Source organism: Streptococcus sp. Marseille-Q5619 (assembly GCF_946901205.1).
GTDB lineage: Bacteria > Bacillota > Bacilli > Lactobacillales > Streptococcaceae > Streptococcus.
In genome coordinates this window covers 486,653-511,663 of sequence record NZ_CAMPPO010000002.1, presented here as the reverse complement: position 1 = coordinate 511,663, position 25,011 = coordinate 486,653, and the positions used below count along the sequence as shown (strand labels likewise).

Below are 25,011 nucleotides of genomic sequence, written 5' to 3'. Positions count from 1 at the left end.
TTTTTTGAGGGGTGTTCTATATATTGACATGCAGTTTGGCCTTTGCTATAATCAGTTATGGAGGATAGGTCTAATGAAAATAATAAAAAAATTGATGCAAATCGCATTAGCAGTCTTTTTCTTTGGTTTGCTAGCGACAAGTGCAGTATTGGCGGATGATGCTGATTCAGAAGGTTGGCAATTTGTCAAAGAAAATGGTAGAACCTACTACAAGAAGGGGGAACTCAAAGAAACCTACTGGCGAGTGATTGATGGTAAGTACTATTATTTTGATCCTTTATCTGGAGAGATGGTTGTCGGCTGGCAATATATACCTGCTCCACACGAAGGGGTTACGATTGGTTCTTCTATAAGGCAAGATATTGCTTTTAGACCAGATTGGTTTTACTTTGGTCAAGATGGGGTACTACAAGAATTTGTTGGTAAGCAAGTTTTAGAAGCAAAAACAGCTACAAATGTCAACAAGCATCATGGGGAACAATATAATAGTCCAGCAGAGAAACGAGTCTATTATTTTGAAGATCAACGTAGTTATCACACCTTAAAAACTGGTTGGATTTATGATGAGGGGCACTGGTATTATTTACTGAAGGATGGTGGCTTTGATTCTCGCATCAACAGATTGACTGTTGGGGAGCTAGCACGTGGTTGGGTTAAGGATTTTCCTCTTACATATGATGAAGATAAGCTAAAAGCTGCTCCATGGTATTATCTAGATCCAACAACTGGTATTATGCAAACTGGTTGGCAATATCTTGGTAACAAGTGGTACTACCTCCGTTCATCAGGTGCAATGGCAACTGGCTGGTATCAAGAAGGCTCAACTTGGTATTATCTTGATGCTGAAAATGGTGATATGCAAACTGGCTGGCAATATCTTGGTAACAAGTGGTACTATCTTCGTTCATCAGGAGCTATGGCAACTGGTTGGTTCCAGGTCGGTAGTAAATGGTACTACGCTTATAGCTCAGGTACTTTGGCAGTGAATACCACTGTAGAAGGCTATTCTGTCAATTATAATGGCGAATGGGTTCAATAATGAAAGAGGCGATTGTAAAGGAAACAATCGCTTTTTTTGTGAAAATATAATAAAATAGATAGGAGAGAATAAATACTTGTATGAGAAGATGAGACGGCTTTTTCGTCTAGCAAAAGGAAAAAATGACAAAAAAAGTTGGTGTCGGTCAGGCACATAGTAAGATTATTTTAATAGGGGAGCATGCGGTCGTTTACGGTTATCCTGCCATTTCCCTGCCTCTTTTGGAGGTAGAGGTGACTTGTAAGGTAGTTCCTGCAGCGAGTCCTTGGCGCCTTTATGAGGAGGATACCTTATCCATGGCGGTGTATGCTTCACTTGAACATCTAAATATCAAGGATGCTTGTATTCGCTGTGAGATTGACTCGGCTATTCCTGAAAAACGAGGAATGGGTTCATCAGCAGCTATCAGCATAGCGGCCATTCGTGCGGTATTTGACTACTATCAGGCAGAACTGCCTCATGATGTACTAGAAGTTTTGGTCAATCGGGCTGAGATGATTGCCCATATGAATCCGAGTGGTTTGGATGCTAAGACCTGTCTCAGTGACCAGCCTATTCGCTTTATTAAGAATGTAGGATTTACAGAGCTTGAGATGGATTTATCTGCCTATTTGGTAATTGCCGATACGGGCGTTTATGGTCATACTCGTGAAGCCATCCAAGTGGTTCAAAACAAGGGCAAGGATGCCCTACCGTTTTTGCATGCTTTGGGAGAATTGACCCAGCAGGCAGAAGAAGAGATTTCACGAAAAGATGCTGAGGGGCTGGGGCAAATCCTCAGTCAAGCGCATTTACATTTAAAAGAAATTGGGGTCAGTAGTCCTGAGTCAGATTCTTTGGTTGAAACGGCTCTTAGCCACGGTGCTCTGGGTGCCAAGATGAGCGGTGGTGGGCTTGGAGGCTGTATCATAGCCTTGGCAACCAATTTGACTCAAGCTCAAGAACTAGCAGAAAGATTAGAAGAGAAAGGAGCTGTTCAGACATGGATAGAGAGCCTGTAACAGTACGTTCCTATGCAAATATTGCTATTATCAAATATTGGGGAAAGAAAAAAGAAAAAGAGATGGTGCCTGCTACTAGCAGTATTTCTTTGACTTTGGAAAATATGTATACAGAGACGACTTTGTCACCTCTACCAGCCCATACGACAGCTGATGCTTTTTATATCAACGGTCAGCTACAAAATGAGGTGGAGCATGCCAAGATGAGCAAGATTATTGACCGCTACCGTCCAGTTGGAGAAGGATTTGTCCGTATCGATACTCAAAACAATATGCCTACGGCAGCGGGTCTGTCCTCAAGTTCTAGTGGTTTGTCTGCCTTGGTCAAGGCTTGTAATGCTTATTTTCAGCTTGGATTGACTCGGAGCCAGTTGGCACAGGAGGCTAAGTTTGCCTCAGGATCTTCCTCTCGGAGTTTTTATGGACCACTCGGTGCTTGGGATAAGGATAGCGGGGAAATTTACCCTGTAGAGACAGACTTGAAGCTAGCTATGATTATGTTGGTGCTAGAGGACAAGAAAAAACCAATCTCTAGTCGTGATGGGATGAAACTTTGTGTGGAAACTTCGACGACCTTTGATGACTGGGTGCGTCAGTCTGAGAAGGATTATCAGGATATGCTGGTTTACCTTAAGGAAAATGACTTTGCCAAGGTTGGGGAATTAACGGAGAAAAATGCCCTTGCTATGCACGCTACGACCAAAACTGCGTCACCAGCCTTTTCTTATCTGACGGATGCAAGCTATGAAGCCATGGACTTTGTCCGCCAGCTTCGTGAGCAAGGAGAATCCTGCTACTTTACCATGGATGCTGGTCCCAATGTCAAGGTCCTCTGTCAGAAGAAAGACTTGGAGCATTTATCAGAAATCTTCGGTCAACGTTATCGCTTGATTGTGTCAAAAACAAAGGATTTGAGTCAAGATGATTGCTGTTAAAACTTGCGGAAAACTCTATTGGGCAGGTGAATATGCTATTTTAGAGCCAGGGCAGTTGGCCTTGATAAAGGCCATTCCCATCTATATGAAGGGCGAGATTACTTTTTCTGATAGTTACCGTATCTACTCAGATATGTTTGATTTCGCAGTGGATTTGACGCCAAATCCTGACTATAGCTTGATTCAAGAAACAATTGCTTTAGTGCAAGATTTCCTCGTTTATCGTGAGCAAACCTTGCGACCTTTTTCTCTAGAAATTCGTGGGAAAATGGAACGAGAAGGGAAAAAGTTTGGTCTAGGTTCTAGCGGTAGCATCGTTGTCTTGGTTATCAAGGCTCTGCTTGCTCTATATGATCTTTCGGTTAATCAAGATCTCTTGTTTAAGCTGGCTAGTGCTGTCTTGCTCAAGCGAGGAGACAATGGTTCCATGGGCGACCTTGCCTGTATTGTAGCAGAGGATTTGGTTCTCTACCAGTCATTTAATCGCCAGAAGGTGGCTGCTTGGTTGGAAGAAGAAAACTTGACGACAGTTTTGGAGCGTGAGTGGGGATTTTCCATCTCACAAGTGAAACCAAATCTAGAATGTGATTTCCTAGTGGGATGGACCAAGGAAGTAGCTGTGTCTAGTAACATGGTCCAGCAAATCAAGCAAAATATCAATCAGAATTTTTTAACTTCCTCAAAAGCAACAGTGGCTGCTTTGGTAGAAGCCTTGGAGCAGGAGAAATCAGAAAAAATCATCGAGCAGGTGGAAACAGCAAGTCAGCTTTTAGAAGGTTTGAGCGCAGATATTTACACGCCATCGCTGAGACAGCTGAAAGAAGCCAGTCAAGATTTGCAGGCTGTTGCCAAGAGTAGCGGTGCGGGTGGTGGCGACTGTGGTATTGCCTTGAGTTTTGATGTGCAGTCAACTGAAACCTTAAAAACTCGCTGGGCCGATCTGGGGATTGAGCTCTTATACCAAGAAAGGATAGGACATGACGACAAATCGTAAGGACGAGCATATCCGCTATGCCCTTGAGCAGAAAAATTCCTATAATAGCTTTGATGAGGTGGAGTTGATTCATTCTTCCTTACCTCTTTATGACCTGGATGAAATCGATCTGTCCACAGAGTTTGCTGGTCGAAAGTGGGCTTTTCCTTTTTATATCAATGCCATGACAGGTGGGAGTGAAAAAGGTAAAGAAATCAATCAAAAACTAGCTCAGGTGGCGGAAGCCTGTGGTATTTTATTTGTGACAGGCTCTTATAGTGCGGCTCTCAAAGATCCATCAGATGCCTCTTTTTCTGTCAAGTCTAGTCATCCAAATCTCCTTCTTGGAACCAATATTGGATTAGACAAGCCTGTCGAGTTAGGACTTCAGACGGTAGAAGAAATGAATCCTCTTCTCCTACAAGTGCATGTCAATGTCATGCAGGAATTACTCATGCCTGAGGGAGAAAGGAAGTTCAGAAGCTGGCAATCGAATCTAGCAGACTATAGCAAGCAAATCCCTGTTCCGATTGCCCTCAAGGAAGTGGGCTTTGGAATGGATGCCAAGACCATCGAAAGAGCCTATGAACTAGGCGTTCGAACTGTTGATCTATCAGGTCGTGGTGGCACCAGCTTTGCTTATATCGAAAACCGTCGCAGTGGTCAGCGTGATTATCTTAATCAATGGGGCCAGTCCACCATGCAGGCCCTTCTCAATGCCCAAGAATGGAAAGACAAGGTCGAACTCTTAGTTAGTGGAGGGGTTCGGAATCCGCTGGATATGATTAAGTGCTTGGTCTTTGGTGCTAAGGCTGTAGGACTGTCTCGAACAGTTCTAGAATTGGTTGAAAGCTACACAGTCGAAGAAGTGATTGGCATTGTCCAAGGCTGGAAAGCAGATCTACGCTTGATTATGTGTGCTCTTAATTGTGCCACCATAGCAGATCTGCAAAAAGTAGACTATCTTCTTTATGGAAAATTAAAAGAAGCAAAGGATCAGATGAAAAAGGCGTAACCACCGCCTTTTTTCCATCTTTAGACTGAGGTGACTTTTTTGAATTGTGATAAAATAGAAAGCAGAGGATGAACTTATGAGAAAATTTAAAATCTTTTTATTTATCGAAACCTGTCTTTTGACAGGAGCTCTGATTTTGATGGTTTCAGAGCATTTTTCGCGTTTTCTGCTGATTTTATTCCTCTTTTTGCTTTTGATTCGTTATTACACTGGTAAAGAGGGCAATAATCTTCTTTTAGTGGTGGCAACCATTCTTTTCTTTTTCATCGTCATGCTCAATCCTTTTGTGATTTTAGCTATTTTTGTTGCGGTCATCTACAGCCTCTTTCTTCTTTATCCGATGATGAACCAGGAAAAAGAGCAGACCAATTTGGTTTTTGAAGAGGTGGTAACGGTTAAGAAGGAGAAAAATCGTTGGTTTGGAAATCTCCATCATTTTTCAAGCTACCAGACTTGCCAGTTTGATGATATCAATCTCTTTCGCCTCATGGGCAAGGACACTATTCATCTGGAGAGGGTCATCCTAACCAATCATGACAATGTCATTATCCTCAGAAAGATGGTAGGAACGACCAAAATCATTGTACCTGTAGATGTGGAAGTCAGCCTTAGCGTTAACTGTCTCTATGGTGATTTGACTTTTTTCAACCAGCCCAAGCGAGCCCTCCGCAATGAACACTATCATCAAGAAACAAGAGACTATCTCAAGAGTAACAAGAGTGTCAAGATTTTCTTGACTACTATGATTGGGGATGTGGAGGTGGTCAGAGGATGAAAAAACAAGCTTATGTAATCATTGTCCTCACCTCCTTCCTGTTTGTCTTGTTTTTCTCCCACAGCTTGCTGGAAATCCTTGACTTTGACTGGTCTATCTTTCTGCACGATGTCGAAAAAACAGAAAAATTTATCTTTTTGTTGTTGGTATTCAGCATGTCCATGACCTGTCTCTTAGCCCTGTTTTGGAGAGGTATCGAAGAGCTTTCTCTAAGAAAAATGCAGACTAATCTCAAGCGTTTATTGGCAGGGCAAGAAGTGGTTCAGGTTGCAGATCCAGATTTGGATGCCAGTTTCAAGTCCTTGTCAGGTAAACTTAACCTTTTGACAGAGGCTCTTCAAAAAGCTGAAAATCATAGCCTTGCTCAGGAAGAGGAAATCATCGAGAAGGAACGGAAGCGAATTGCTCGGGATTTGCACGATACAGTCAGTCAGGAGTTGTTTGCGGCCCACATGATTTTATCGGGTATCAGTCAGCAGGCTTTGAAATTGGATAGAGAAAAGATGCAGCCCCAGTTGCAGAGTGTCACAGCTATTTTAGAAACAGCCCAGAAGGATTTGCGGGTCTTGCTCTTGCATTTGCGACCAGTTGAGCTGGAGCAGAAGAATCTGGTTGAGGGAATCCAAATCCTCTTAAAAGAGCTTGAGGACAAGAGTGATCTCAAGGTTGGTTTCAAGCATAATGTAACGAAATTGCCCAAGAAAATTGAGGAGCATATTTTCCGTATCCTGCAAGAGTTGATCAGCAATACCCTTCGCCATGCCCAGGCCTCTTGTTTAGATGTCTATCTCTATCAGACAGATGTTGAATTGCAACTGAAGGTGGTGGACAATGGAATTGGTTTTCAGTTAGGGAGTTTAGACGACTTGAGTTATGGACTGCGAAATATCAAGGAGCGGGTTGAAGATATGGCAGGGACGGTTCAGTTATTAACAGCTCCCAAGCAAGGGATGGCAATTGATATTCGTATTCCCCTGCTAGATAAGGAATGATAAAGGAGTAAAGATGAAAATTTTACTAGTAGATGACCATGAAATGGTCCGCTTGGGCTTGAAAAGCTACTTTGACCTCCAAGATGATGTAGAAGTTGTGGGCGAGGCGTCCAACGGGTCTCAAGGAATTGACTTGGCCTTGGAACTGCGTCCAGATGTCATTGTCATGGATATTGTCATGCCTGAGATGAATGGAATTGACGCGACCTTGGCTATCCTCAAAGAATGGCCTGAAGCCAAGATTTTGATTGTGACTTCTTACTTGGACAATGAAAAAATCATGCCTGTCTTAAATGCAGGTGCTAGGGGCTATATGCTCAAGACTTCTAGTGCAGACGAACTACTCCATGCCGTCCGTAAGGTGGCTGCTGGTGAGCTGGCCATTGAGCAAGAGGTCAGCAAGAAGGTTGAATACCACCGCAATCACATGGAACTACATGAGGATTTGACTGCGCGTGAGCGAGATGTTCTCCAACTGATTGCCAAGGGCTACGAAAATCAGCGTATCGCAGACGAACTTTTTATCTCTCTCAAGACGGTCAAGACCCATGTGTCCAATATCCTTGCCAAACTTGAAGTCAGTGATCGTACCCAGGCGGCAGTCTATGCCTTTCAGCATCGTTTGGTAGGGCGTGAGGAGTTTTAGATGAGCCTAACAGATTTACTTGAGGAGCTAGAAGCAGCAAAAGATCCTAAAAAAGCAGGGCCTATGGAGGCCTATATGCGCCATCAATTTTCCTTTCTAGGTGTTGCGGCGCCAGAAAGAAATAAACTCTATAAAAAATACTTTCCAGAAGCGAAAAAAACAAAGATTATCGATTGGGATTTTGTAGATACTTGCTGGGAAAAAGAGTCTAGAGAATACCAGTATGTGGCCGCCAATTATTTGAAAGCAATGCAGTCTTATCTAAAGGACAGCGATTTGCCTAAGCTAGAGCAGTTGGTTGTTACAAAGTCTTGGTGGGATACGGTGGATATCCTAGATCGAGTAGTAGGGAGTTTGGTGTATGAGAAGCAGGAACTGGAAAAAATAATCCTCCAATGGAGCCTGTCAGACAATATCTGGTTGAGACGCGTCGCTATTGACCACCAGCTGTTAAGAAAAGAGAAGACCAATGTTCAATTACTGGAAAAGATTCTGCTTCATAATTTAAATCAAACAGAATTCTTTATCAATAAAGCCATTGGCTGGGCTCTGAGAGACTACTCCAAAACGAATCCAGCTTGGGTAGCATGCTTCATTGAGAAAAACAAGGAAAGAATGACTGAACTTAGTATCAAAGAAGCGAGCAAGTACCTCTAGCATGATTGAAAAGCGCATTCGTTACTTGAAAAAAGTCGCTCATTTATGTTATAATAGACTGTATTTAAAAAATTTTAAGGAGAAATGACAGAATGTCTGTATCATTTGAAAACAAAGAAACAAACCGTGGTGTCTTGACTTTCACTATCTCTCAAGACCAAATCAAACCAGAATTGGATCGTGTCTTCAACTCAGTGAAGAAATCTCTTAATGTTCCAGGTTTCCGTAAAGGCCACCTTCCACGTCCTATCTTCGACAAAAAATTTGGTGAAGAGTCACTTTACCAAGATGTTATGAACGCTCTTTTGGCAAATGCTTATGAAGCAGCTGTAAAAGAAGCTGGTCTTGAAGTGGTTGCTCAACCAAAAATTGATGTAACTTCAATGGAAAAAGGTCAAGACTGGGTTATCACTGCTGAAGTCGTTACAAAACCTGAAGTAAAATTGGGTGACTACAAAAACCTTGAAGTATCAATTGATGTAGAAAAAGAAGTAACTGACGCTGATGTTGAAGAGCGTATCGAACGCGAACGCAATAACTTGGCTGAATTGGTTATCAAGGAAGCTGCTGCTGAAAACGGTGATACTGTTGTGATTGACTTTGTTGGTTCTATCGACGGTGTTGAATTTGATGGTGGAAAAGGTGAAAACTTCTCACTTGGACTTGGTTCAGGTCAATTCATCCCTGGTTTCGAAGACCAATTGGTAGGTCACTCAGCTGGTGAAACTGTTGATGTTATCGTAACATTCCCAGAAGACTACCAAGCAGAAGACCTTGCAGGTAAAGAAGCTAAATTCGTGACAACTATCCACGAAGTAAAAGCTAAAGAAGTTCCAGCTCTTGACGATGAGCTTGCAAAAGACATCGACGAAGAAGTTGAAACACTTGCTGAATTGAAAGAAAAATACCGTAATGAATTGGCTGCTGCTAAAGAAGAAGCTTACAAAGATGCAGTTGAAGGTGCAGCAATTGATAAAGCTGTAGAAAACGCTGAAATCGTAGAACTTCCAGAAGAAATGATTCACGAAGAAGTTCACCGTTCAGTAAACGAATTCCTTGGAAACTTGCAACGTCAAGGTATCAACCCTGATATGTACTTCCAAATCACTGGAACTACTCAAGAAGACCTTCACAACCAATACCAAGCAGAAGCTGAGTCACGTACTAAGACTAACCTTGTTATCGAAGCAGTTGCCAAAGCTGAAGGATTTGATGCTTCAGAAGAAGAAATCCAAAAAGAAGTTGAGCAATTGGCAGCAGACTACAACATGGAAGTTGCTCAAGTACAAAGCTTGCTTTCAGCTGATATGTTGAAACACGATATCACAATCAAAAAAGCTGTTGAATTGATTACAAGCACAGCAACAGTTAAATAATATTAATAAACAAAAATCCCACCTGATTAGGTGGGTTTTCTTATGCACTATTTTCCAAAAATCTCTTTGAGGTCTGCGTCTGTAATCCCAATCATAGCCGGGATGCTGTCCCAATTTTCTTCGGTCAGGATGTAGGATTGTTCAGTTGCACTTGATGTGGCAGTTTCAGAGATAGCTGGTTGCTTTTCTTCAACATTCTCCAATAAATCACTGAAGCGTTCAATCAGATAGGTTTTTCGGGCAGTTCCGATGTGTTGGGTAGCATAGTCAAAGGCCTGTAATTCGCCTAGTAAGATAAGCTTGCTTTTGGCGCGTGTAATGGCTGTATAGATGAGATTGCGCTCCAACATACGTCGGCTAGCACTGGTAATCGGTAGGATGACAACAGGGAACTCACTTCCCTGAGACTTATGGATACTCATGGCATAGGCCAAACGAATCTTGTACCATTCGTTACGTGGGTAAGAGACCTCGTTGCCATCAAAATCAATGACAATCTCATCTTGCTTCGACTCTGTGTATTTACCAGGGATCAGGTCTGTAATAGCTCCCAAATCTCCATTAAAGACATTAATTTCAGCATCGTTGACCAAATGAATGACCTTGTCGCCCTTACGATAATGGCACTGGGGAGCTTCAAAACTAAGTTGGTCTTTTTGTGGTGGGTTAAGGAGGTCTTGCATGAGCTGGTTGATGGCATCAATCCCTGCCGTCCCTCTGTACATGGGAGCCAGAACTTGGATATCACGGGCAGGAATACCACTTCTGAGGGCAGCGCCTAAGATTTTTTCAATCGTAGCTGGAATATGGCCACTAGCAATTTCAAAGTAGGAACGGTCTGCTTTTTTCTGGGTGAAATCAGCTGGCAAGATACCCTGTCGAATCTGACTAGCTAGGGTGACGATGGTTGATTCTTCGCTTTGCCGGTAAATTTTTTCCAAGCGAGTCTGAGGAATCAAAGGAATATGAAGCAGATCCGCTAGAACCTGTCCAGGACTGACAGAAGGTAACTGGTCGCTGTCTCCCACGATGAGGATTTTACTGTTAGAAGAGATGTTGGAGAAGAGTTGGTTGGCCAGCCAAGTATCCACCATAGAAAATTCATCCACGATGATAAAGTCAGCATCCAGATAATCTTCCAGATGGATGGTATCATCGTCACCTGTCATTCCTAAGTGGCGATGTATGGTAGCGCTAGGCAAGCCTGTCAATTCATTCATGCGTCGAGCGGCTCGTCCAGTTGGAGCAGCAAGAAGAATCGGTAAGTTGCTTTTTTTCCTGAGGTCAAGTCCTTCTAAAAGGGCATAAACAGCGATGATCCCATTGATAACAGTGGTCTTACCAGTACCAGGCCCACCTGTCAGGATAAAGACCTTGTTTTGGATAGCGTCGCAGATCGCCTGTTTTTGAATGTTATCATACTCAATCCCCAGATCTTCTTCGACAGTAGCGATATGTTTTTGAATGGTTTCTAAATCTTGGCTCTTCTGTTTTCCTTTTTCAAGGATACGAACCAAGTGACTGCGGATGCCTTCCTCCGCGAAAAAGAGACTATTATCAAAGATTTTGGTATCAATTTGCTGAACCTTGTCTTCTTCAATCAGGTAGGAGAGTTCTTGGGCAACTTGACTGGGATCCAGTTCTACGGGGCGGGAAGACTCAAGGAGAGTAAGTGTTTGTTCCAGCAAATCCTGTGCTTCAACATAGGTGTCCCCTGTTTCCATACAGGCCTGAAAAAGACTATGAACTAGCCCGGCGCGGAAGCGTTCAGGAGCCTGACTTTCGATGCCTAGTTCCTCCGCTAATTGGTCAGCAATGGTAAAGCCCAAACCCTTGATATCCTCAACCAGCTGGTAGGGATAATTTTCAACCACATCAAGGGTTTCTTCCTTGTAAAAGTCTTGAATCTGAAAGGCTAGTTTGTTGGGAATGCCGTAGTTGGCTAGTTTGGCCAAAACCATCTCCGTTCCGTAGTTGAGACGGAGAGTGGAGACGAAAGCCTCGCGATTTTTGGCAGATAGTCCTGCGATGCCTTCTAACTTTTCTGGGTGTTGCAAAATTTCGTCAATGGTATTATCGCCATAGGTATCCACGATTTTCTGAGCTGTCTTGAGACCAATTCCCTTGAAATGGCTACTTGAAAAGTATTTGACAAGCCCTTTGCTAGTTGGTTTTGCGCGTTCATAACGGCTGATTTGCAGTTGTTCCCCATACTTGGAGTGCTGGACAATTTGTCCCCAAAATGTATAGTCTTCTCCCTCAATCACGTCAGCCATGGTACCAGTGACAATAATTTCAAAATCATCAAAATCTTCTGCGTCCGTATCTTCGATTTCTAGGAGGAGGATACGATAAAAATTGCTGGGATTTTCAAAAATAATCCGTTCAATGGTTCCTGAAAAATAAACTTCCATAAGCTTCCTTTGCATAAATAGGTGAGAGTTAATACTCTTCGAAAATCTCTTCAAACCACGTCAGCTTCCATCTGCAACCTCAAAACACTGTTTTGAGCAACCTGCGGCTAGCTTCCTAGTTTGCTCTTTGATTTTCATTGAGTATAACTTTGTTTCTATCCTAGTTAGACTGGGTAGTGAATAATCATCGTCTCACGATAGAAGAAGAGGCTGAGATTACTGATTCTCGGCCTCTTAGGTCTCTTAAAATGTTCCGATACGGGTGATTGGCCAGAAGCGGAATTTAGCTTCCCCTGTGATATCTTTTGCTTTAAAGGTACCTACGTGGCGGCTGTCGCTCGAAACCAGGCGGTCGTCTCCGAGGAGAAGGTATTCTCCTTCTGGGACAGTAAAGCTAAAGTTGGTGTTATAGTTGACATCAACTGTGAAGGCTTGGGCTTTTTGAGCGATACTTCTAAAGAAAGTGCCTTTATTTCCTTCAAATCCCTTGCCGGAGTAAGTGCTTTGGAGTTTGTCATCCTTGAAGCGTTTGATGTAGTCAGCTAGGTAAGGCTCATCCGTCTCTTTGTCATTGATGTAAAGTTTATCGTTTTCGTAACGGATAGTGTCGCCAGGCATTCCAATCACGCGCTTGACAATGTCCTTATTACCGTCTTCCTCATGGGCTACCACGATATCAAAACGGTCAATAGGGAGGTGTTTGACAACAAAGAGAATTTCGCCATCCGCTAGGGTAGGATCCATGGAGTGTCCTTCTACGCGGACATTACTCCAAAAAAAGATACGGCTTAAAGCTAATAATGACAGAATCAGGAGGAACAATCCCCACTCTTTTAAGAAATTTTTAAATGAATTCATAATTTACCTTTCTAAGCGTTTTTTCGCTTTTTCAGTATTTTTAAAGTGCAGTTTGGCGCAGAAATTGAGTCCCTGCATACCGTAGGCTTGCAAAATCTGACTAGCTACCTTATCAGAAGCCGTTCCAGCTCCACTTGGAAGTTGATAGCCCAGTTCTCGTCCCAAATTTTCAAGATTTTCCAGAAAGAGATCACGCGCAATGATAGAAGAAACTGCGACAGCCAAGTATTTGCCCTCAGCCTTTTCTTCTAAGCTGATAGGATTGCTGAAACGATTGGCCTCTTGTGCCAAGTACTTGTCATAATTTTTAGCACTGGTAAAGGCATCAATCACAATTTTCTCAGGCTGAATGCCTTTTTGAAGAAGGAGATAGATAGCCTGGTTATGGAGGGCTACCTTAACCGAAACAGCATTGTAGCGGTCTCCGATGACTTCGTTGTACTTGCTTGGTGAGAGAAGCAGTGCCTGATGCTGGATTTTTTCCTTGAGAATAGGAGCAATAAGCCGAATCTTTTGGTCGGTCAGAGTCTTGGAATCCCCCACACCGAGTTTTCGCAAGAAGTCATGCTGGTCAGGTGTGACAAAAGAAGCCACAACTGCAAGTCCACCAAAGTAGGAACCATTTCCCACCTCATCTGTCCCAATCAAAGGGAGATTTTGTCCGCTGGTTTCCTCTAAAACCTGATAGCCAAAGAAACGAGCATATTTCTCAGCCCCTTCACCCTGAAGTAAGATCTTTCCAGAAGTATAGATAGAAACCGTTGCTTGAGGTAGTCGCAAAAAGTAGCGAATATAGGGATTCTTGCTGGGAGCCAGACTGGTCTGATAGTGTTCAAGAAAAGCCTGAATCTCCTTTTCGCTTGGTGTGAGTGTTATACTTGCCATAGTTTCTATTGTACCATAAAAGCAGGCAAATTTGTAAAAACTGACAAAATTAGCGAATTTTGGTATAATATCGTGAGGTGAATTTTATGGCAAATCTAAATCGATTCAAATTTACATTCGGGAAAAAATCATTAACCTTGACAAGCGAACATGATAACCTCTTTATGGAGGAAATCGCTAAGGTTGCGACAGAAAAATACCAAGCAATTAAAGAACAAATGCCTAGTGCAGACGATGAAACAATCGCTCTTTTGTTGGCAGTCAACTGTTTATCAACTCAACTCAGCCGTGAGATTGAATTTGACGATAAGGAGCAAGAATTAGAAGAACTCCGTCACAAGCTCGTGACTTGTAAGCAAGAACAGAGCAAGATTGAGGACTCCTTATGATTTCACTCCTTCTTCTATTGGTCTTGGCTTGGGGATTTTATATCGGCTATCGGAGAGGCCTGCTCTTACAGGTTTATTACCTGATTTCAGCCATGGCATCGGCTTTTATGGCTGGCCAGTTTTATAAGGGGCTTGGAGAGCAGTTCCATTTATTGCTCCCTTATGCAAATCCGCAGGAAGGTCAGGGAACTTTCTTTTTCCCATCGGATCAACTCTTTCAGTTAGATAAGGTCTTTTATGCAGGTATCGGCTACTTGCTTGTATTTGGGATTGTCTATAGCATCGGTCGTTTACTTGGTCTCTTGTTACACTTGATTCCTAGTAAAAAACTGGGTGGCAAGTTGTTCCAAGTTTCAGCAGGAATCTTGTCCATGTTGGTGACCTTATTTGTCTTGCAAATGACCTTGACCATACTAGCAACCATTCCCATGGCAGCTATACAAAATCCTCTTGAAAAGAGTATTGTCGCAAAACACATCATCCAGAGCATACCAGTAACAACCAGTTGGCTCAAACAAATCTGGGTGACAAATTTAATCGGATAAAAAGGGCAGGAATTTTCCTAGCCCTTTGTTTACAGATTTGACTCGAATCTATCAGAATGTAAAAAGCTACCACACCTAAACATTCAAAGACAAGGAAATAAAGATGAACAAGAAAATATTAGAGACATTAGAGTTCAATAAGGTTAAGGCTTTGTTTGAACCCCATTTGTTGACCGAGCAGGGCTTGGAGCAATTGAGACAGCTAGCTCCGACTGCCAAAGCAGATAAAATCAAACAGGCTTTTGCTGAGATGAAGGAAATGCAGGCTCTCTTTGTCGAGCAACCGCATTTTACCATTCTCACAACCAAGGAAATCGCAGGAGTCTGCAAGCGATTGGAGATGGGGGCGGATCTCAATATCGAGGAGTTCCTCCTCTTGAAGCGCGTACTTCTTGCTAGCCGAGAACTGCAAAGTTTTTATGCCAATCTGGAAAATGTCAGCTTGGAAGAATTAGCCCTTTGGTTTGAGAAATTACATGATTTTCCGCAATTGCAAGGAAATCTCCAAGCCTTTAATGATGCAGGTTTCATTGAAAATTTTGCCAGTGAAGAATTAGCGCGAATCCGTCGAAAAATCTATGATAGCGAGAGTCAGGTACGCGATGTCTTGCAAGATTTGCTCAAGCAAAAAGCGCAGATGTTGACGGAAGGAATCGTTGCTAGTAGAAATGGTCGTCAGGTTTTACCAGTCAAAAACACCTACCGCAATAAGATTGCAGGTGTCGTGCATGATATTTCTGCCAGCGGAAATACTGTCTACATCGAACCTCGTGAGGTGGTCAAACTGAGCGAAGAAATTGCTAGTCTGCGAGCAGATGAGCGCTATGAAATGCTTCGTATTCTCCAAGAAATTTCTGAGCGTGTCCGCCCTCATGCGGCTGAGATTGCTAATGACGCTTGGATTATCGGTCATCTGGACTTGATTCGTGCTAAGGTTCGCTTTATCCAAGAAAGGCAAGCAGTCGTTCCTCAGCTATCAGAAAATCAAGAAATTCAACTGCTCCATGTCTGCCATCCTTTGGTCAAAAATGCCGTTGCAAATGATGTCCATTTTGGACAAGATTTAACAGCTATTGTCATTACAGGTCCTAATACAGGCGGGAAGACCATCATGCTTAAAACTCTGGGCTTGACGCAGGTTATGGCCCAGTCTGGTTTGCCGATTTTAGCAGATAAGGGAAGTCGTGTTGGTATTTTTGAAGAAATCTTTGCTGATATTGGCGATGAGCAGTCTATTGAGCAGAGCTTGTCTACCTTCTCTAGCCACATGACCAATATTGTGGATATTCTTGGCAAGGTCAACCAGCATTCGCTCTTGCTCTTGGATGAGTTGGGGGCTGGAACAGACCCTCAAGAAGGAGCTGCTCTTGCCATGGCTATTCTGGAAGACCTTCGCCTGCGTCAAGTCAAGACCATGGCGACCACCCACTATCCGGAACTCAAGGCCTATGGTATCGAGACAGCCTTTGTGCAAAATGCCAGCATGGAGTTTGATACTGCGACTCTTCGTCCGACCTATCGCTTTATGCAGGGCGTTCCTGGTCGAAGCAATGCCTTTGAGATTGCCAAACGTCTAGGTCTATCTGAAGTTATCGTAGGGGATGCTAGTCAGCAGGTCGATCAGGACAATGATGTCAATCGTATCATTGAACAACTGGAAGAGCAGACGCTGGAAAGCCGCAAACGCTTGGACAATATCCGTGAGGTGGAGCAAGAAAATCTCAAGATGAACCGCGCTCTCAAAAAGCTCTACAATGAGCTCAATCGTGAAAAGGAAACCGAGCTTAACAAGGCGCGTGAACAGGCTGCTGAGATTGTGGACATGGCCCTCAGTGAAAGTGACCAGATTCTCAAAAATCTCCATAGTAAGTCCCAGCTCAAACCTCATGAAATCATTGAAGCCAAGGCCAAGTTGAAAAAATTGGCTCCTGAAAAAGTAGATTTGTCTAAAAACAAGGTTCTTCAAAAGGCCAAGAAAAAACGAGCTCCAAAGGTGGGAGATGATATCGTGGTTCTCAGTTATGGCCAGCGTGGTACCTTGACCAGTCAACTCAAGGACGGCCGCTGGGAAGCCCAAGTTGGCTTGATTAAGATGACCTTGGAAGAGAAAGAATTTGACCTTGTTCAAGCCCAGCAAGAAAAGCAAGTCAAGAAGAAACAAGTCAATGTTGTGAAACGAACTTCTGGTCGTGGTCCACAAGCCAGACTGGACCTTCGAGGCAAGCGCTATGAAGAGGCTATGAATGAGCTAGATGCCTTTATCGATCAAGCCCTGCTTAACAATATGGCGCAAGTCGATATCATCCATGGTATCGGAACAGGTGTCATCCGTGAAGGAGTTACCAAATACCTAAAAAGAAACAAACATGTCAAGAGTTTCGGCTATGCCCCACAAAATGCTGGAGGCAGCGGTGCAACTATTGTGACTTTTAAAGGATAACAGTATTCTGGACTTTATAAAGTAAAAACTGTTGAACTAATTTTTACTAATAAACACATTGACAAAAGCCAACATTTTTTGTAAAATAAGAATCAATTAAATACCAACACCGAATGAAGTTTAATAGAAGTGGAGAATCGTTTGATTTTCCATGACTGTAAATGGACGGAACTCTGGAGAGACCGTAAAGGCACCGAAGGGGCAAGGCAGGTAACTGCTCAAACTCTCAGGTAAAAGGACAGAGCTAGGATAGACCGCTTTTTAGCATTTATCTAAGCATTCCAGAGTACATGTATCTTGCATGTGCTCTTTCTTTTGGGGTTGAAAAGATAGGAGAAGGAAATGTTAGAATTGCTTAAATCAATCGATGCTTTTGCTTGGGGACCGCCCCTCTTGATTTTATTGGTCGGAACAGGGATTTACCTAACTATTCGGCTAGGGCTCTTGCAGGTTTTGCGTCTGCCCAAGGCCTTTCAGCTTATTTTTATCCAGGATAAGGGACATGGTGATGTATCCAGTTTTGCAGCTCTGTGTACAGCCTTGGCATCAACCGTTGGAACAGGGAATATTATAGGAGTTGCGACGGCTATCAAGGTTGGTGGACCAGGAGCCCTCTTTTGGATGTGGATGGCGGCTTTCTTTGGAATGGCTACCAAGTATGCGGAAGGACTCTTGGCCATCAAATACCGCACCAAGGACGACCATGGTGAAGTAGCGGGAGGTCCCATGCACTATATTCTTCTAGGAATGGGAGAAAAGTGGCGACCACTTGCTGTTTTGTTTGCAGTAGCAGGAGTATTGGTTGCTCTCTTGGGAATCGGAACCTTCACCCAAGTCAACTCGATTACAGAATCCATCCAAAATACAACGGCTATTTCGCCAGCCATCACAGCTCTCGTCTTGTCTGTCTTTGTAGCGATTGCAGTCTTTGGTGGACTCAAGTCTATTTCTAAGGTCTCTACTACCGTAGTTCCTTTTATGGCGATCATTTATATTGTGGGAACCCTTACAGTTATTTTCTTTAATATTGGGAAAATCCCTGCCACAATCGCTTTAGTCTTTACCTCAGCTTTTAGTCCCCTTGCTGCGGTAGGTGGTTTTGCTGGTGCTAGCATTCGAATGGCTATTCAAAATGGTGTGGCGCGTGGTGTGTTCTCAAACGAATCTGGTCTGGGTTCTGCTCCCATTGCAGCTGCTGCGGCTAAGACAAATGAACCGGTAGAGCAAGGTTTGATTTCCATGACAGGAACCTTTATTGACACCCTCATTATCTGTACTCTGACTGGTTTGACCATCTTGGTAACTGGTGTTTGGAGTGGTGATTTGAATGGGGTTGCCTTGACTCAGTCAGCCTTCTCAACAGTCTTTTCACACTTTGGACCTGCCCTCTTAACCATCTTCCTTGTTCTCTTTGCCTTTACAACGATTCTAGGTTGGAACTACTATGGAGAACGCTGTTTTGAGTTTCTCTTTGGTGTTCGTTTGATCTGGCTCTACCGTGTGGTCTTTGTACTCATGGTCTTATTGGGAGGATTTATCGAGTTGGATATGGTCTGGATTATTGCAGATATTGTCAATGCCTTGATGGCTCTGCCAAACTTGATTGCCCTCTTGGTTTTATCACCAGTCGTCATTTCTGAGACTAAAAAGTATTTTGATAAATAATGAAATCACACAGTTCGTGTGATTTTTTTGCCTATAAATGATTTTTATCAAGCTGATATATAATATATATTATGCAAATGATTGGAAGTGTGATAAACTAATACTCAATGAAAATCAAAGAGCAAACTAGGAAGCTAGCCGCAAGCTGTACTTGAGTACGGTAAGGCGACGCTGACGCGGTTTGAATTTGATTTTCGAAGAGTATAATATACAACGAAAATCTTATGAGAGAATAAAGCTTTATCCTAAATAAACTTAGGAATCAGGATTTTATAAGATTTTCCAATAATATTAGTGTTAATAACAAGAAAAGAGGTATCTTATGACAACATTTACAATCCATACAGTAGAATCAGCACCAGCAGAAGTGAAAGAGGTTCTTGAAACAGTAGAAAAAGACAACAATGGCTATATTCCCAACCTAATCGGTCTCTTGGCCAATGCACCGACTGCTTTAGAAGCCTACCGAACTGTCGCATCTATCAACCGTCGCAACAGTCTGACACCTGTTGAGCGTGAAGTGGTGCAAATCACGGCAGCCGTGACCAATGGTTGTGCCTTCTGTGTCGCAGGTCACACAGCCTTTTCCATCAAACAAATCCAGATGAATGATGACTTGATTCAAGCTCTTCGCAATCGTACTCCAATTGAAACAGATCCTAAATTAGACACTCTAGCTAAGTTTACCTTGGCAGTTATCAATACCAAGGGTCGTGTAGGAGATGAAGCCTTAGCTGAGTTTTTAGAAGCTGGCTACACGCAACAAAATGCCTTGGATGTGGTTCTGGGTGTCAGCCTAGCAAGCCTCTGTAACTATGCCAACAACCTAGCCAATACCCCAATTAATCCAGAATTGCAACCTTATGCTTAATTCATATCTGAGCAAAAAATGAAGTCTGAAATAATCGGACTTCGTTTTTTATCCCCTCATTTAAGCGCTTTTATGATATACTGAAACTAACATGATTATTGGAGGTTAGGATGAAAAAACTCCCCTTAGTATTTTCAGGTTGTTTGCTAGGTTTGGCAGGAGCTGGAAATCTTATTTTAGATACGTTGCCGGTTCTGTCCCATCTGTTGAGTCTGACAGGTTTGATTTTGTGGATTTACTTTCTGATTCTGCATCTCTTTAATTGGAAGGAAACCAAGCAAGAATTGACCAAGCCTCCTCTTTTGTCAGGGATGGCCACTTTTCCTATGGCTGGGATGATTTTATCGACCTATGTCTTTCGTGTGTTTCCTCATCTTCCTTTAGTAGCGCAAGGGCTCTGGTGGTTTTCATTTCTCTTGGATTTGGCCTTGATTGCTGGTTTTACCATCAAGTTTGCTTGTCCTGGTCGGAGGGTTCATGCTACTCCAAGCTGGACGGTTCTCTATGTGGGGATAGCAGTGGCAGCCTTGACTTATCCTCTGGTAGGTATCATCGAAATTGCCTATGCGACCTTGAGTTTTGGTTTTCTCTTGACCTTCTATCTCTACCCGCTTATTTATAGCGATTTAAAGAAACATCCACTTCCACTAGCCATGCTTGGACAAGAAGGAATCTACTGTGCTCCTTTCTCTCTACTCTTGGCTTCCCTAGTTCGAGTTGGAGGAACTAGCCTACCGAATTGGGTCTTGATTGTCATGATTTTGGCTTCCCAATCCTTCTTTTTCTTTGTTTTAACTCGCCTGCCCAATATTTTAAAACAAGGCTTTCAACCAGCCTTTTCAGCCCTCACCTTCCCAACCATTATCACAGCTACCTCGCTCAAGATGGCTCAGGGAATCTTGAAACTTCCATTTCTGGATTATCTGGTACTGGCTGAAACTGTTATTTGCCTAATCATTTTGCTCTTTGTATTAGGCGCTTATCTGATTTGGTTACGAAAAAAGGTCTAGCTAGAAATAGCTAAACCTTATTTTTTATGGTTTGATGACTTCAGCTCCACCCATGTATGGACGAAGAACTTCTGGGATGGTCACAGAACCATCTGCATTTTGGTAGTTTTCAAGAATAGCAGCCACTGTACGTCCAACTGCAAGTCCAGAACCATTCAAGGTATGGAGCAATTTCACCTTGCCATCTGCTTCATCACGGTAACGGATTTGGGCACGACGGGCTTGGAAATCTTCTGTGTTTGAACAGCTTGAGATTTCACGGTAAGTATTTTGGGCTGGAATCCACACTTCCAAGTCGTAAGTTTTCGCAGCTGAGAAGCCCATATCTCCAGTAGAGAGAGCAACGACACGGTATGGAAGGTTGAGTTTTTGAAGAATGTTTTCAGCGTTGGCTGTCATTTTTTCCAATTCTTCGTAAGATTCTTCTGGTTTGGCAAATTTAACCATTTCAACCTTGTGGAATTGGTGCAAACGGATCAAGCCACGTGTATCACGACCAGCAGAACCAGCCTCAGAACGGAATGAAGGGCTCATAGCAGTGAAGTAGATTGGGAGGTCTTTACCGTCCAAGATTTCATCACGGTAGTAGTTTGTTAGAGGAACTTCAGCTGTAGGAATAAGGACATAATTGCTGTCGCTGAGTTCAAAAGTATCTTCCTTGAATTTTGGATATTGACCCGTACCAAACATAGAATCATGGTTAACCATGTAAGGTGTGATGACTTCAGTGTAGCCTTCTTTTCCATGTTCATCCAACATAAAGTTGTAGATAGCACGTTCCAAACGAGCACCGAGGCCTTTATAGAAGAGGAAGCGAGCGCCCGTAACTTTACCACCGCGTTCCCAGTCAAGGATACCAAGGTCTTCACCCAGATCCCAGTGGGCTTTAGGTTCGAAGTCAAACTCGCGTGGAGTCCCCCAACGGCGAACTTCCACATTGTCGTCTTCGTCAGCCCCAATAGGAACGCTATCAGCTGGAATATTTGGAAGAGTAGTGGTAAATTCTGTCAATTTAGCATCGATTTCTGCCAATTCAGCATCCAAGGATTTTACTTCAGCAGATAGGGTTTGCATGGCAGCAATCTTGTCATCTGCATTTTCTTTGTTGCGTTTCGCTTGGGCAATCTCAGCAGAAACTGTGTTACGTTCTGCTTTTAAAATTTCAACCTTGACCAAGATGTCACGACGTTTAGCATCGATTTCTTTCATTTCATTCAAGACAGCAGCATCTACACCACGTGTAGCCAATTTTTCTGCGACAGCATCAAAGTCTGTACGAATACGTTTGATATCTAACATAAGAACTCCTTTGTGAAAAAAGCACACCTGACAAAGCGTTGGAGTGGTAGGGCCACGGTTCCATCCAACTTCACAGGTGTGCACTTGATTGTGTATGTAATTGTTACTAACGGTAGAATTTCACCTATCCCTCCTATCTGCTCGCAGCACCCGCAGACTTTCTGAAAGAAGAAGATAACCTACTTATCCGTTCCTATGATTATACTAAAGTTTCTACTTTTTTGCAAATAGATTTTTAAATTTTTGGCTAATTGTCTGAATCAGGGTAGGAAGTTTGACGACCTTGTCATTGCCCAGTTTTTCGCGAGCAATTTTGAGAATGGCACCTGAGTCTTTTGAAGCAAAGAGGAATTTTCCTTTGTCTGTAAAGACTTCGAAGTGGCGACTGATTTTGCGACCAGAAACGTTAGCTCCAATCTGATTGATATGGCTCCAAGGAATCTGGATAAATTGTTCGACATTGACGTCTGGGTAAAATTCTAAGGCCTGATCTCCGACAAGGAATTTCCCAACTTTTCCAGCGATAGAGAGGTAGGAAGTACCTGTCGTGCTGAGAAGCACTGTTTTATTAAGTGATTGGGCCATGGTTAGTCTTCCTTACTTTCACCGAAAAAGGCATTGTAGAGGGCTTTAATAGCTGCTTTCTCTTGGTCTTTATTGACAACAAACATGATAGAAACTTCACTAGAACCTTGAGACATCATCTGGATGTTGATCTTATTTTCAGATAAAGCGCGAGTTGCAGTAGCAGTGACACCAATATGACTCTTCATTTTTTCTCCAACAATCATAATGATAGAAAGGTCGTGTTCGATTTCTGCATGGTCTACTTCAGCCTTCTGAACCAACTGACGCAGGATTTCTTCTTCCTTGATAGGAGTTAGTTCGCGAGAACGGAGGATGATTGAAAGATCGTCGATACCGGTTGGCATATGTTCCCAACCGATGTTAAGATCTTCAAGGATTTGCAGAACCTTGCGTCCAAATCCCACCTCACGGTTCATGAGGTATTTAGACATGTTGATGCTGACAAAGCCTGAGTCACCAGCAATTCCCACAACTGGAAATTCATCATTACTATGTTTTAGAACGATACGAGTACCTGGGTGGTCAGGGTTGTTGGTATTCTTGATAACCAGAGGGATTTTTCCACGGTAGGCAGGAAGAAGGGCTTCGTCATGAAGGACTGAGAATCCTGCATAGGCCAATTCACGCATTTCACGGTAGGTCAACTCAGGGATCGAGTGTGGTTGGTGGATAATACCAGGGTGGGCTGCAAAGATACCATCAACGTCCGTAAAGTTTTCATAGAGGTCAGCTTTGACACCAGCAGCAATGATAGAACCTGTAATGTCTGATCCTCCACGTGAGAAGGTACAGATTTGATTTTCCTTGGTAACTCCAAAGAAACCAGGAATGACAAGGACTTCATTTGCATTTGTCAATTCTTCAATCTTGTCATAACTTGATGGAATGATGCGAGCGTGACCAGGTTCACTTGTGACCACAATACCAGCTTCTCTAGGGTGCACATAGCGTGCATCGATCCCGTTTTGATTAAAGTAGGCAGCAATCAATTTAGCATTGTTATTTTCACCGGCTGCTAGGAAAGTGTCGTAGAGAAATTCATTTTCTTCAATAGGAAGAGTGGCCAAGGCACGAATACTTTTTGAAATTTTTTCTAAAACAGCAGGTTTTAGTCCCAATTCACTAACCATAGTAGCATAGCGGTCGATAATCCAGTTTTGGCTCTTGCTAATATCGTTACCAGCAACATAATCACGGTAGTATTTAATCAAGGCATCCGTAACCTTAGTATCTTCAGCATTGCGTTTTCCTGGTGCAGAAACGACGACAAAACGACGCTCTGAATCGCTTTTAACGATGTTTAAAACTTTTTCTAATTGACCAGCAGAGGCAAGAGAACTACCTCCAAATTTAACAACTTTCATAAGAACTCCTAAAGTAAGTATTTTATACGATTATAGCAGAAAGAAAGCCTTTTTTCAATGAAGAAAATAAGATGTTTTCTAGCCTAAAGCGAGCCTTTCCAATCGGCTGAGACACTTTCAGTCGATTTTTTCTTGCTTTTTGTTCCTAAAAAAGATATACTTTGAAAATAAAATAATTTAATGTTCAATGAAAATCAAAGAGCAAACTAGGAAGCTAGCCGCAGACTGCTCAAAGCACTGCTTTGAGGTTGTAAATAAGACTGACGAAGTCAGCTCAAAACACTGTTTTGAGGTTGTGGATAGAACTGACGAAGTCAGTAACCATACCTACGGCAAGGCGAAGCTGACGTGGTTTGAAGAGATTTTCGAAGAGTATAAACTGCTTATAAAAATAAAAAGGAGCCCTGATGGAACACATTGTTTATCAGCTTGAAGAGGATTTGGCAATCCTTACCTTGAACCGTCCTGAGGTTGCAAATGGCTTTCATATTCCTATGTGTGAAGAAATTTTAGAAGCCTTGACTCTGGCAGAAGAAAATCCAGCTGTGCATTTTATCTTAATCAATGCCAATGGCAAAGTCTTTTCAGTTGGAGGAGATTTGGTAGAGATGAAGCGGGCAGTGGATGAGGATGATATTCCATCATTGACGAGAATCGCAGAACTGGTCAATACGATTTCGTATAAAATCAAACAAATAGCCAAACCTGTTTTAATGGAAGTTGACGGTGCTGTTGCAGGTGCCGCAGCGAATATGGCTGTTGCGGCAGATTTCTGTCTTGCAACGGATAAGGCTAAGTTTATCCAAGCCTTTGTTGGCGTTGGCTTGGCTCCAGATGCAGGGGGAATTCATCTCTTGAGCCACAGTATCGGTGTGACGCGTGCAACTCAATTAGCTATGACAGGTGAGGCTTTGACCGCAGAAAAAGCCCTAGAATGGGGGCTAGTTTACCGCGTTTCTGAAGCTGATAAACTTGAAAAGACGAGAGAACAGCTTCTTAAAAAATTAAGACGTGGTTCAAGTAATTCCTATGCTGCCATTAAGAAGTTGGTTTGGGAGAGCCAATTTAAAGACTGGCAGGATTACGCTACTTTAGAACTGAATCTACAGGAATCCTTAGCTCAAACAGAGGATTTCAAAGAGGGAGTTCGGGCTCATTCGGAGAGAAGACGGCCTAAATTTACAGGAAAATAAAAAAATACTTGCATCATTCTTTGAACTTTGATATAATTCTCTTGTCAAATGTTTTGATTGTAAAAGTTTTTTTGAGAAGGA

The 25,011-nt window shown here is 42.7% G+C and carries 24 protein-coding genes and 1 riboswitch; of the genes, 18 read left to right on the top strand and 6 right to left on the bottom strand.

Translation table 11 applies throughout. The annotated features are described in order from the left end of the window. The first annotated feature begins 73 nt into the window (after window positions 1–73). The 10 genes from cbpF (at window position 74) to tig (ending at window position 9,409) form a co-directional block, all read left to right on the top strand. The gene (gene cbpF, locus OC530_RS03520) at window positions 74–1,039 is read left to right on the top strand and encodes a choline-binding protein CbpF (RefSeq protein WP_262079542.1); all 966 of its coding nucleotides are present in this window, start codon (window positions 74–76) and stop codon (window positions 1,037–1,039) included. 122 nt (window positions 1,040–1,161) lie between these two features. Continuing rightward, window positions 1,162–2,040 carry a mevalonate kinase gene (gene mvk, locus OC530_RS03515; protein ID WP_262079540.1) on the top strand — a complete coding sequence of 293 codons (879 nt, stop codon included), beginning with the start codon at window positions 1,162–1,164 and terminating at the stop codon, window positions 2,038–2,040. Next, the gene (mvaD, locus tag OC530_RS03510; RefSeq protein WP_262079539.1) at window positions 2,022–2,975 is read left to right on the top strand and encodes a diphosphomevalonate decarboxylase; all 954 of its coding nucleotides are present in this window, start codon (window positions 2,022–2,024) and stop codon (window positions 2,973–2,975) included. The genes mvk and mvaD overlap by 19 nt, the downstream gene beginning before the upstream one ends. Then, on the top strand, window positions 2,962–3,969 hold the full coding sequence (locus tag OC530_RS03505; protein ID WP_262079537.1) for a phosphomevalonate kinase: 1,008 nt from the start codon (window positions 2,962–2,964) through the stop codon (window positions 3,967–3,969). Before mvaD ends, OC530_RS03505 begins: the two co-directional genes overlap by 14 nt. Continuing rightward, complete coding sequence (gene fni, locus OC530_RS03500; RefSeq protein ID WP_262079535.1) at window positions 3,953–4,963, top strand: type 2 isopentenyl-diphosphate Delta-isomerase; 1,011 nt, start codon at window positions 3,953–3,955, stop codon at window positions 4,961–4,963. Before OC530_RS03505 ends, fni begins: the two co-directional genes overlap by 17 nt. Window positions 4,964–5,039: 76 nt before the next feature. Continuing rightward, window positions 5,040–5,738, top strand: a complete 699-nt coding sequence (gene liaF / locus OC530_RS03495; RefSeq protein WP_084929911.1) for a cell wall-active antibiotics response protein LiaF — start codon at window positions 5,040–5,042, stop codon at window positions 5,736–5,738. Continuing rightward, window positions 5,735–6,730 (top strand): sensor histidine kinase, encoded by a 996-nt coding sequence (locus OC530_RS03490; RefSeq protein WP_262079533.1) that lies wholly within the window; start codon window positions 5,735–5,737, stop codon window positions 6,728–6,730. Before liaF ends, OC530_RS03490 begins: the two co-directional genes overlap by 4 nt. 13 nt (window positions 6,731–6,743) lie before the next feature. Continuing rightward, a complete protein-coding gene (locus OC530_RS03485) occupies window positions 6,744–7,376 on the top strand; it encodes a response regulator transcription factor (RefSeq protein WP_112444370.1) in 633 nt (210 codons plus the stop codon). Next, on the top strand, window positions 7,377–8,033 hold the full coding sequence (locus tag OC530_RS03480) for a DNA alkylation repair protein (RefSeq protein WP_262079531.1): 657 nt from the start codon (window positions 7,377–7,379) through the stop codon (window positions 8,031–8,033). Between the two features lie 92 nt (window positions 8,034–8,125). Beyond that, window positions 8,126–9,409 (top strand): trigger factor, encoded by a 1,284-nt coding sequence (gene tig, locus OC530_RS03475; protein ID WP_262079529.1) that lies wholly within the window; start codon window positions 8,126–8,128, stop codon window positions 9,407–9,409. 47 nt (window positions 9,410–9,456) lie between these two features. Here the strand turns inward: tig and OC530_RS03470 are convergent, their stop codons facing one another. The 3 genes from OC530_RS03470 to rnhC all read right to left on the bottom strand — a co-directional run bounded on the left by OC530_RS03470 (window position 9,457) and on the right by rnhC (window position 13,566). Next, entirely contained in the window at window positions 9,457–11,823 is a 2,367-nt protein-coding gene (locus OC530_RS03470; protein ID WP_262079527.1) for an ATP-dependent RecD-like DNA helicase, read from the bottom strand. 243 nt (window positions 11,824–12,066) lie between these two features. After that, window positions 12,067–12,681 carry a signal peptidase I gene (lepB, locus tag OC530_RS03465; protein ID WP_001083986.1) on the bottom strand — a complete coding sequence of 205 codons (615 nt, stop codon included), beginning with the start codon at window positions 12,679–12,681 and terminating at the stop codon, window positions 12,067–12,069. Between the two features lie 3 nt (window positions 12,682–12,684). Beyond that, window positions 12,685–13,566 carry a ribonuclease HIII gene (rnhC, locus tag OC530_RS03460; RefSeq protein WP_262079522.1) on the bottom strand — a complete coding sequence of 294 codons (882 nt, stop codon included), beginning with the start codon at window positions 13,564–13,566 and terminating at the stop codon, window positions 12,685–12,687. Between the two features lie 86 nt (window positions 13,567–13,652). Between rnhC and zapA the strand changes: the two genes are divergently transcribed. From zapA to OC530_RS03430, 6 genes are all read left to right on the top strand, one after another. Further along, a complete protein-coding gene (gene zapA, locus OC530_RS03455) occupies window positions 13,653–13,955 on the top strand; it encodes a cell division protein ZapA (protein WP_000002019.1) in 303 nt (100 codons plus the stop codon). Further along, on the top strand, window positions 13,952–14,500 hold the full coding sequence (locus OC530_RS03450; RefSeq protein ID WP_023936318.1) for a CvpA family protein: 549 nt from the start codon (window positions 13,952–13,954) through the stop codon (window positions 14,498–14,500). The genes zapA and OC530_RS03450 overlap by 4 nt, the downstream gene beginning before the upstream one ends. A gap of 103 nt (window positions 14,501–14,603) precedes the next feature. Then, window positions 14,604–16,940: an endonuclease MutS2 gene (locus tag OC530_RS03445; protein ID WP_262079516.1), complete on the top strand. Its 2,337-nt coding sequence runs from the start codon at window positions 14,604–14,606 to the stop codon at window positions 16,938–16,940. 163 nt (window positions 16,941–17,103) lie between these two features. Then, window positions 17,104–17,192: riboswitch (glycine riboswitch) on the top strand. Between the two features lie 90 nt (window positions 17,193–17,282). Further along, window positions 17,283–18,605: a sodium:alanine symporter family protein gene (locus tag OC530_RS03440; protein WP_173233469.1), complete on the top strand. Its 1,323-nt coding sequence runs from the start codon at window positions 17,283–17,285 to the stop codon at window positions 18,603–18,605. A gap of 322 nt (window positions 18,606–18,927) precedes the next feature. After that, a complete protein-coding gene (locus OC530_RS03435) occupies window positions 18,928–19,476 on the top strand; it encodes a carboxymuconolactone decarboxylase family protein (protein ID WP_050223066.1) in 549 nt (182 codons plus the stop codon). Window positions 19,477–19,586: 110 nt separating this feature from the next. Next, the gene (locus tag OC530_RS03430; RefSeq protein WP_262079514.1) at window positions 19,587–20,486 is read left to right on the top strand and encodes a TDT family transporter; all 900 of its coding nucleotides are present in this window, start codon (window positions 19,587–19,589) and stop codon (window positions 20,484–20,486) included. A gap of 24 nt (window positions 20,487–20,510) precedes the next feature. Here OC530_RS03430 and serS read toward each other — a convergent pair whose 3' ends face one another. From serS to OC530_RS03415, 3 genes are all read right to left on the bottom strand, one after another. Beyond that, a complete protein-coding gene (serS, locus tag OC530_RS03425; RefSeq protein WP_262079512.1) occupies window positions 20,511–21,785 on the bottom strand; it encodes a serine--tRNA ligase in 1,275 nt (424 codons plus the stop codon). Between the two features lie 213 nt (window positions 21,786–21,998). Further along, a complete protein-coding gene (locus OC530_RS03420; protein ID WP_262079511.1) occupies window positions 21,999–22,370 on the bottom strand; it encodes a DUF956 family protein in 372 nt (123 codons plus the stop codon). Window positions 22,371–22,372: 2 nt separating this feature from the next. Continuing rightward, on the bottom strand, window positions 22,373–23,737 hold the full coding sequence (locus OC530_RS03415) for an aspartate kinase (protein WP_262079510.1): 1,365 nt from the start codon (window positions 23,735–23,737) through the stop codon (window positions 22,373–22,375). A 187-nt stretch (window positions 23,738–23,924) separates the two neighbouring features. On the opposite strand from OC530_RS03415, the gene OC530_RS03410 reads away from it, so the two are divergent. Then, window positions 23,925–24,170: a hypothetical protein gene (locus OC530_RS03410; RefSeq protein WP_262079508.1), complete on the top strand. Its 246-nt coding sequence runs from the start codon at window positions 23,925–23,927 to the stop codon at window positions 24,168–24,170. Next, window positions 24,145–24,930 (top strand): enoyl-CoA hydratase, encoded by a 786-nt coding sequence (locus OC530_RS03405; protein ID WP_262079506.1) that lies wholly within the window; start codon window positions 24,145–24,147, stop codon window positions 24,928–24,930. The genes OC530_RS03410 and OC530_RS03405 overlap by 26 nt, the downstream gene beginning before the upstream one ends. Window positions 24,931–25,011: the final 81 nt, after the last annotated feature.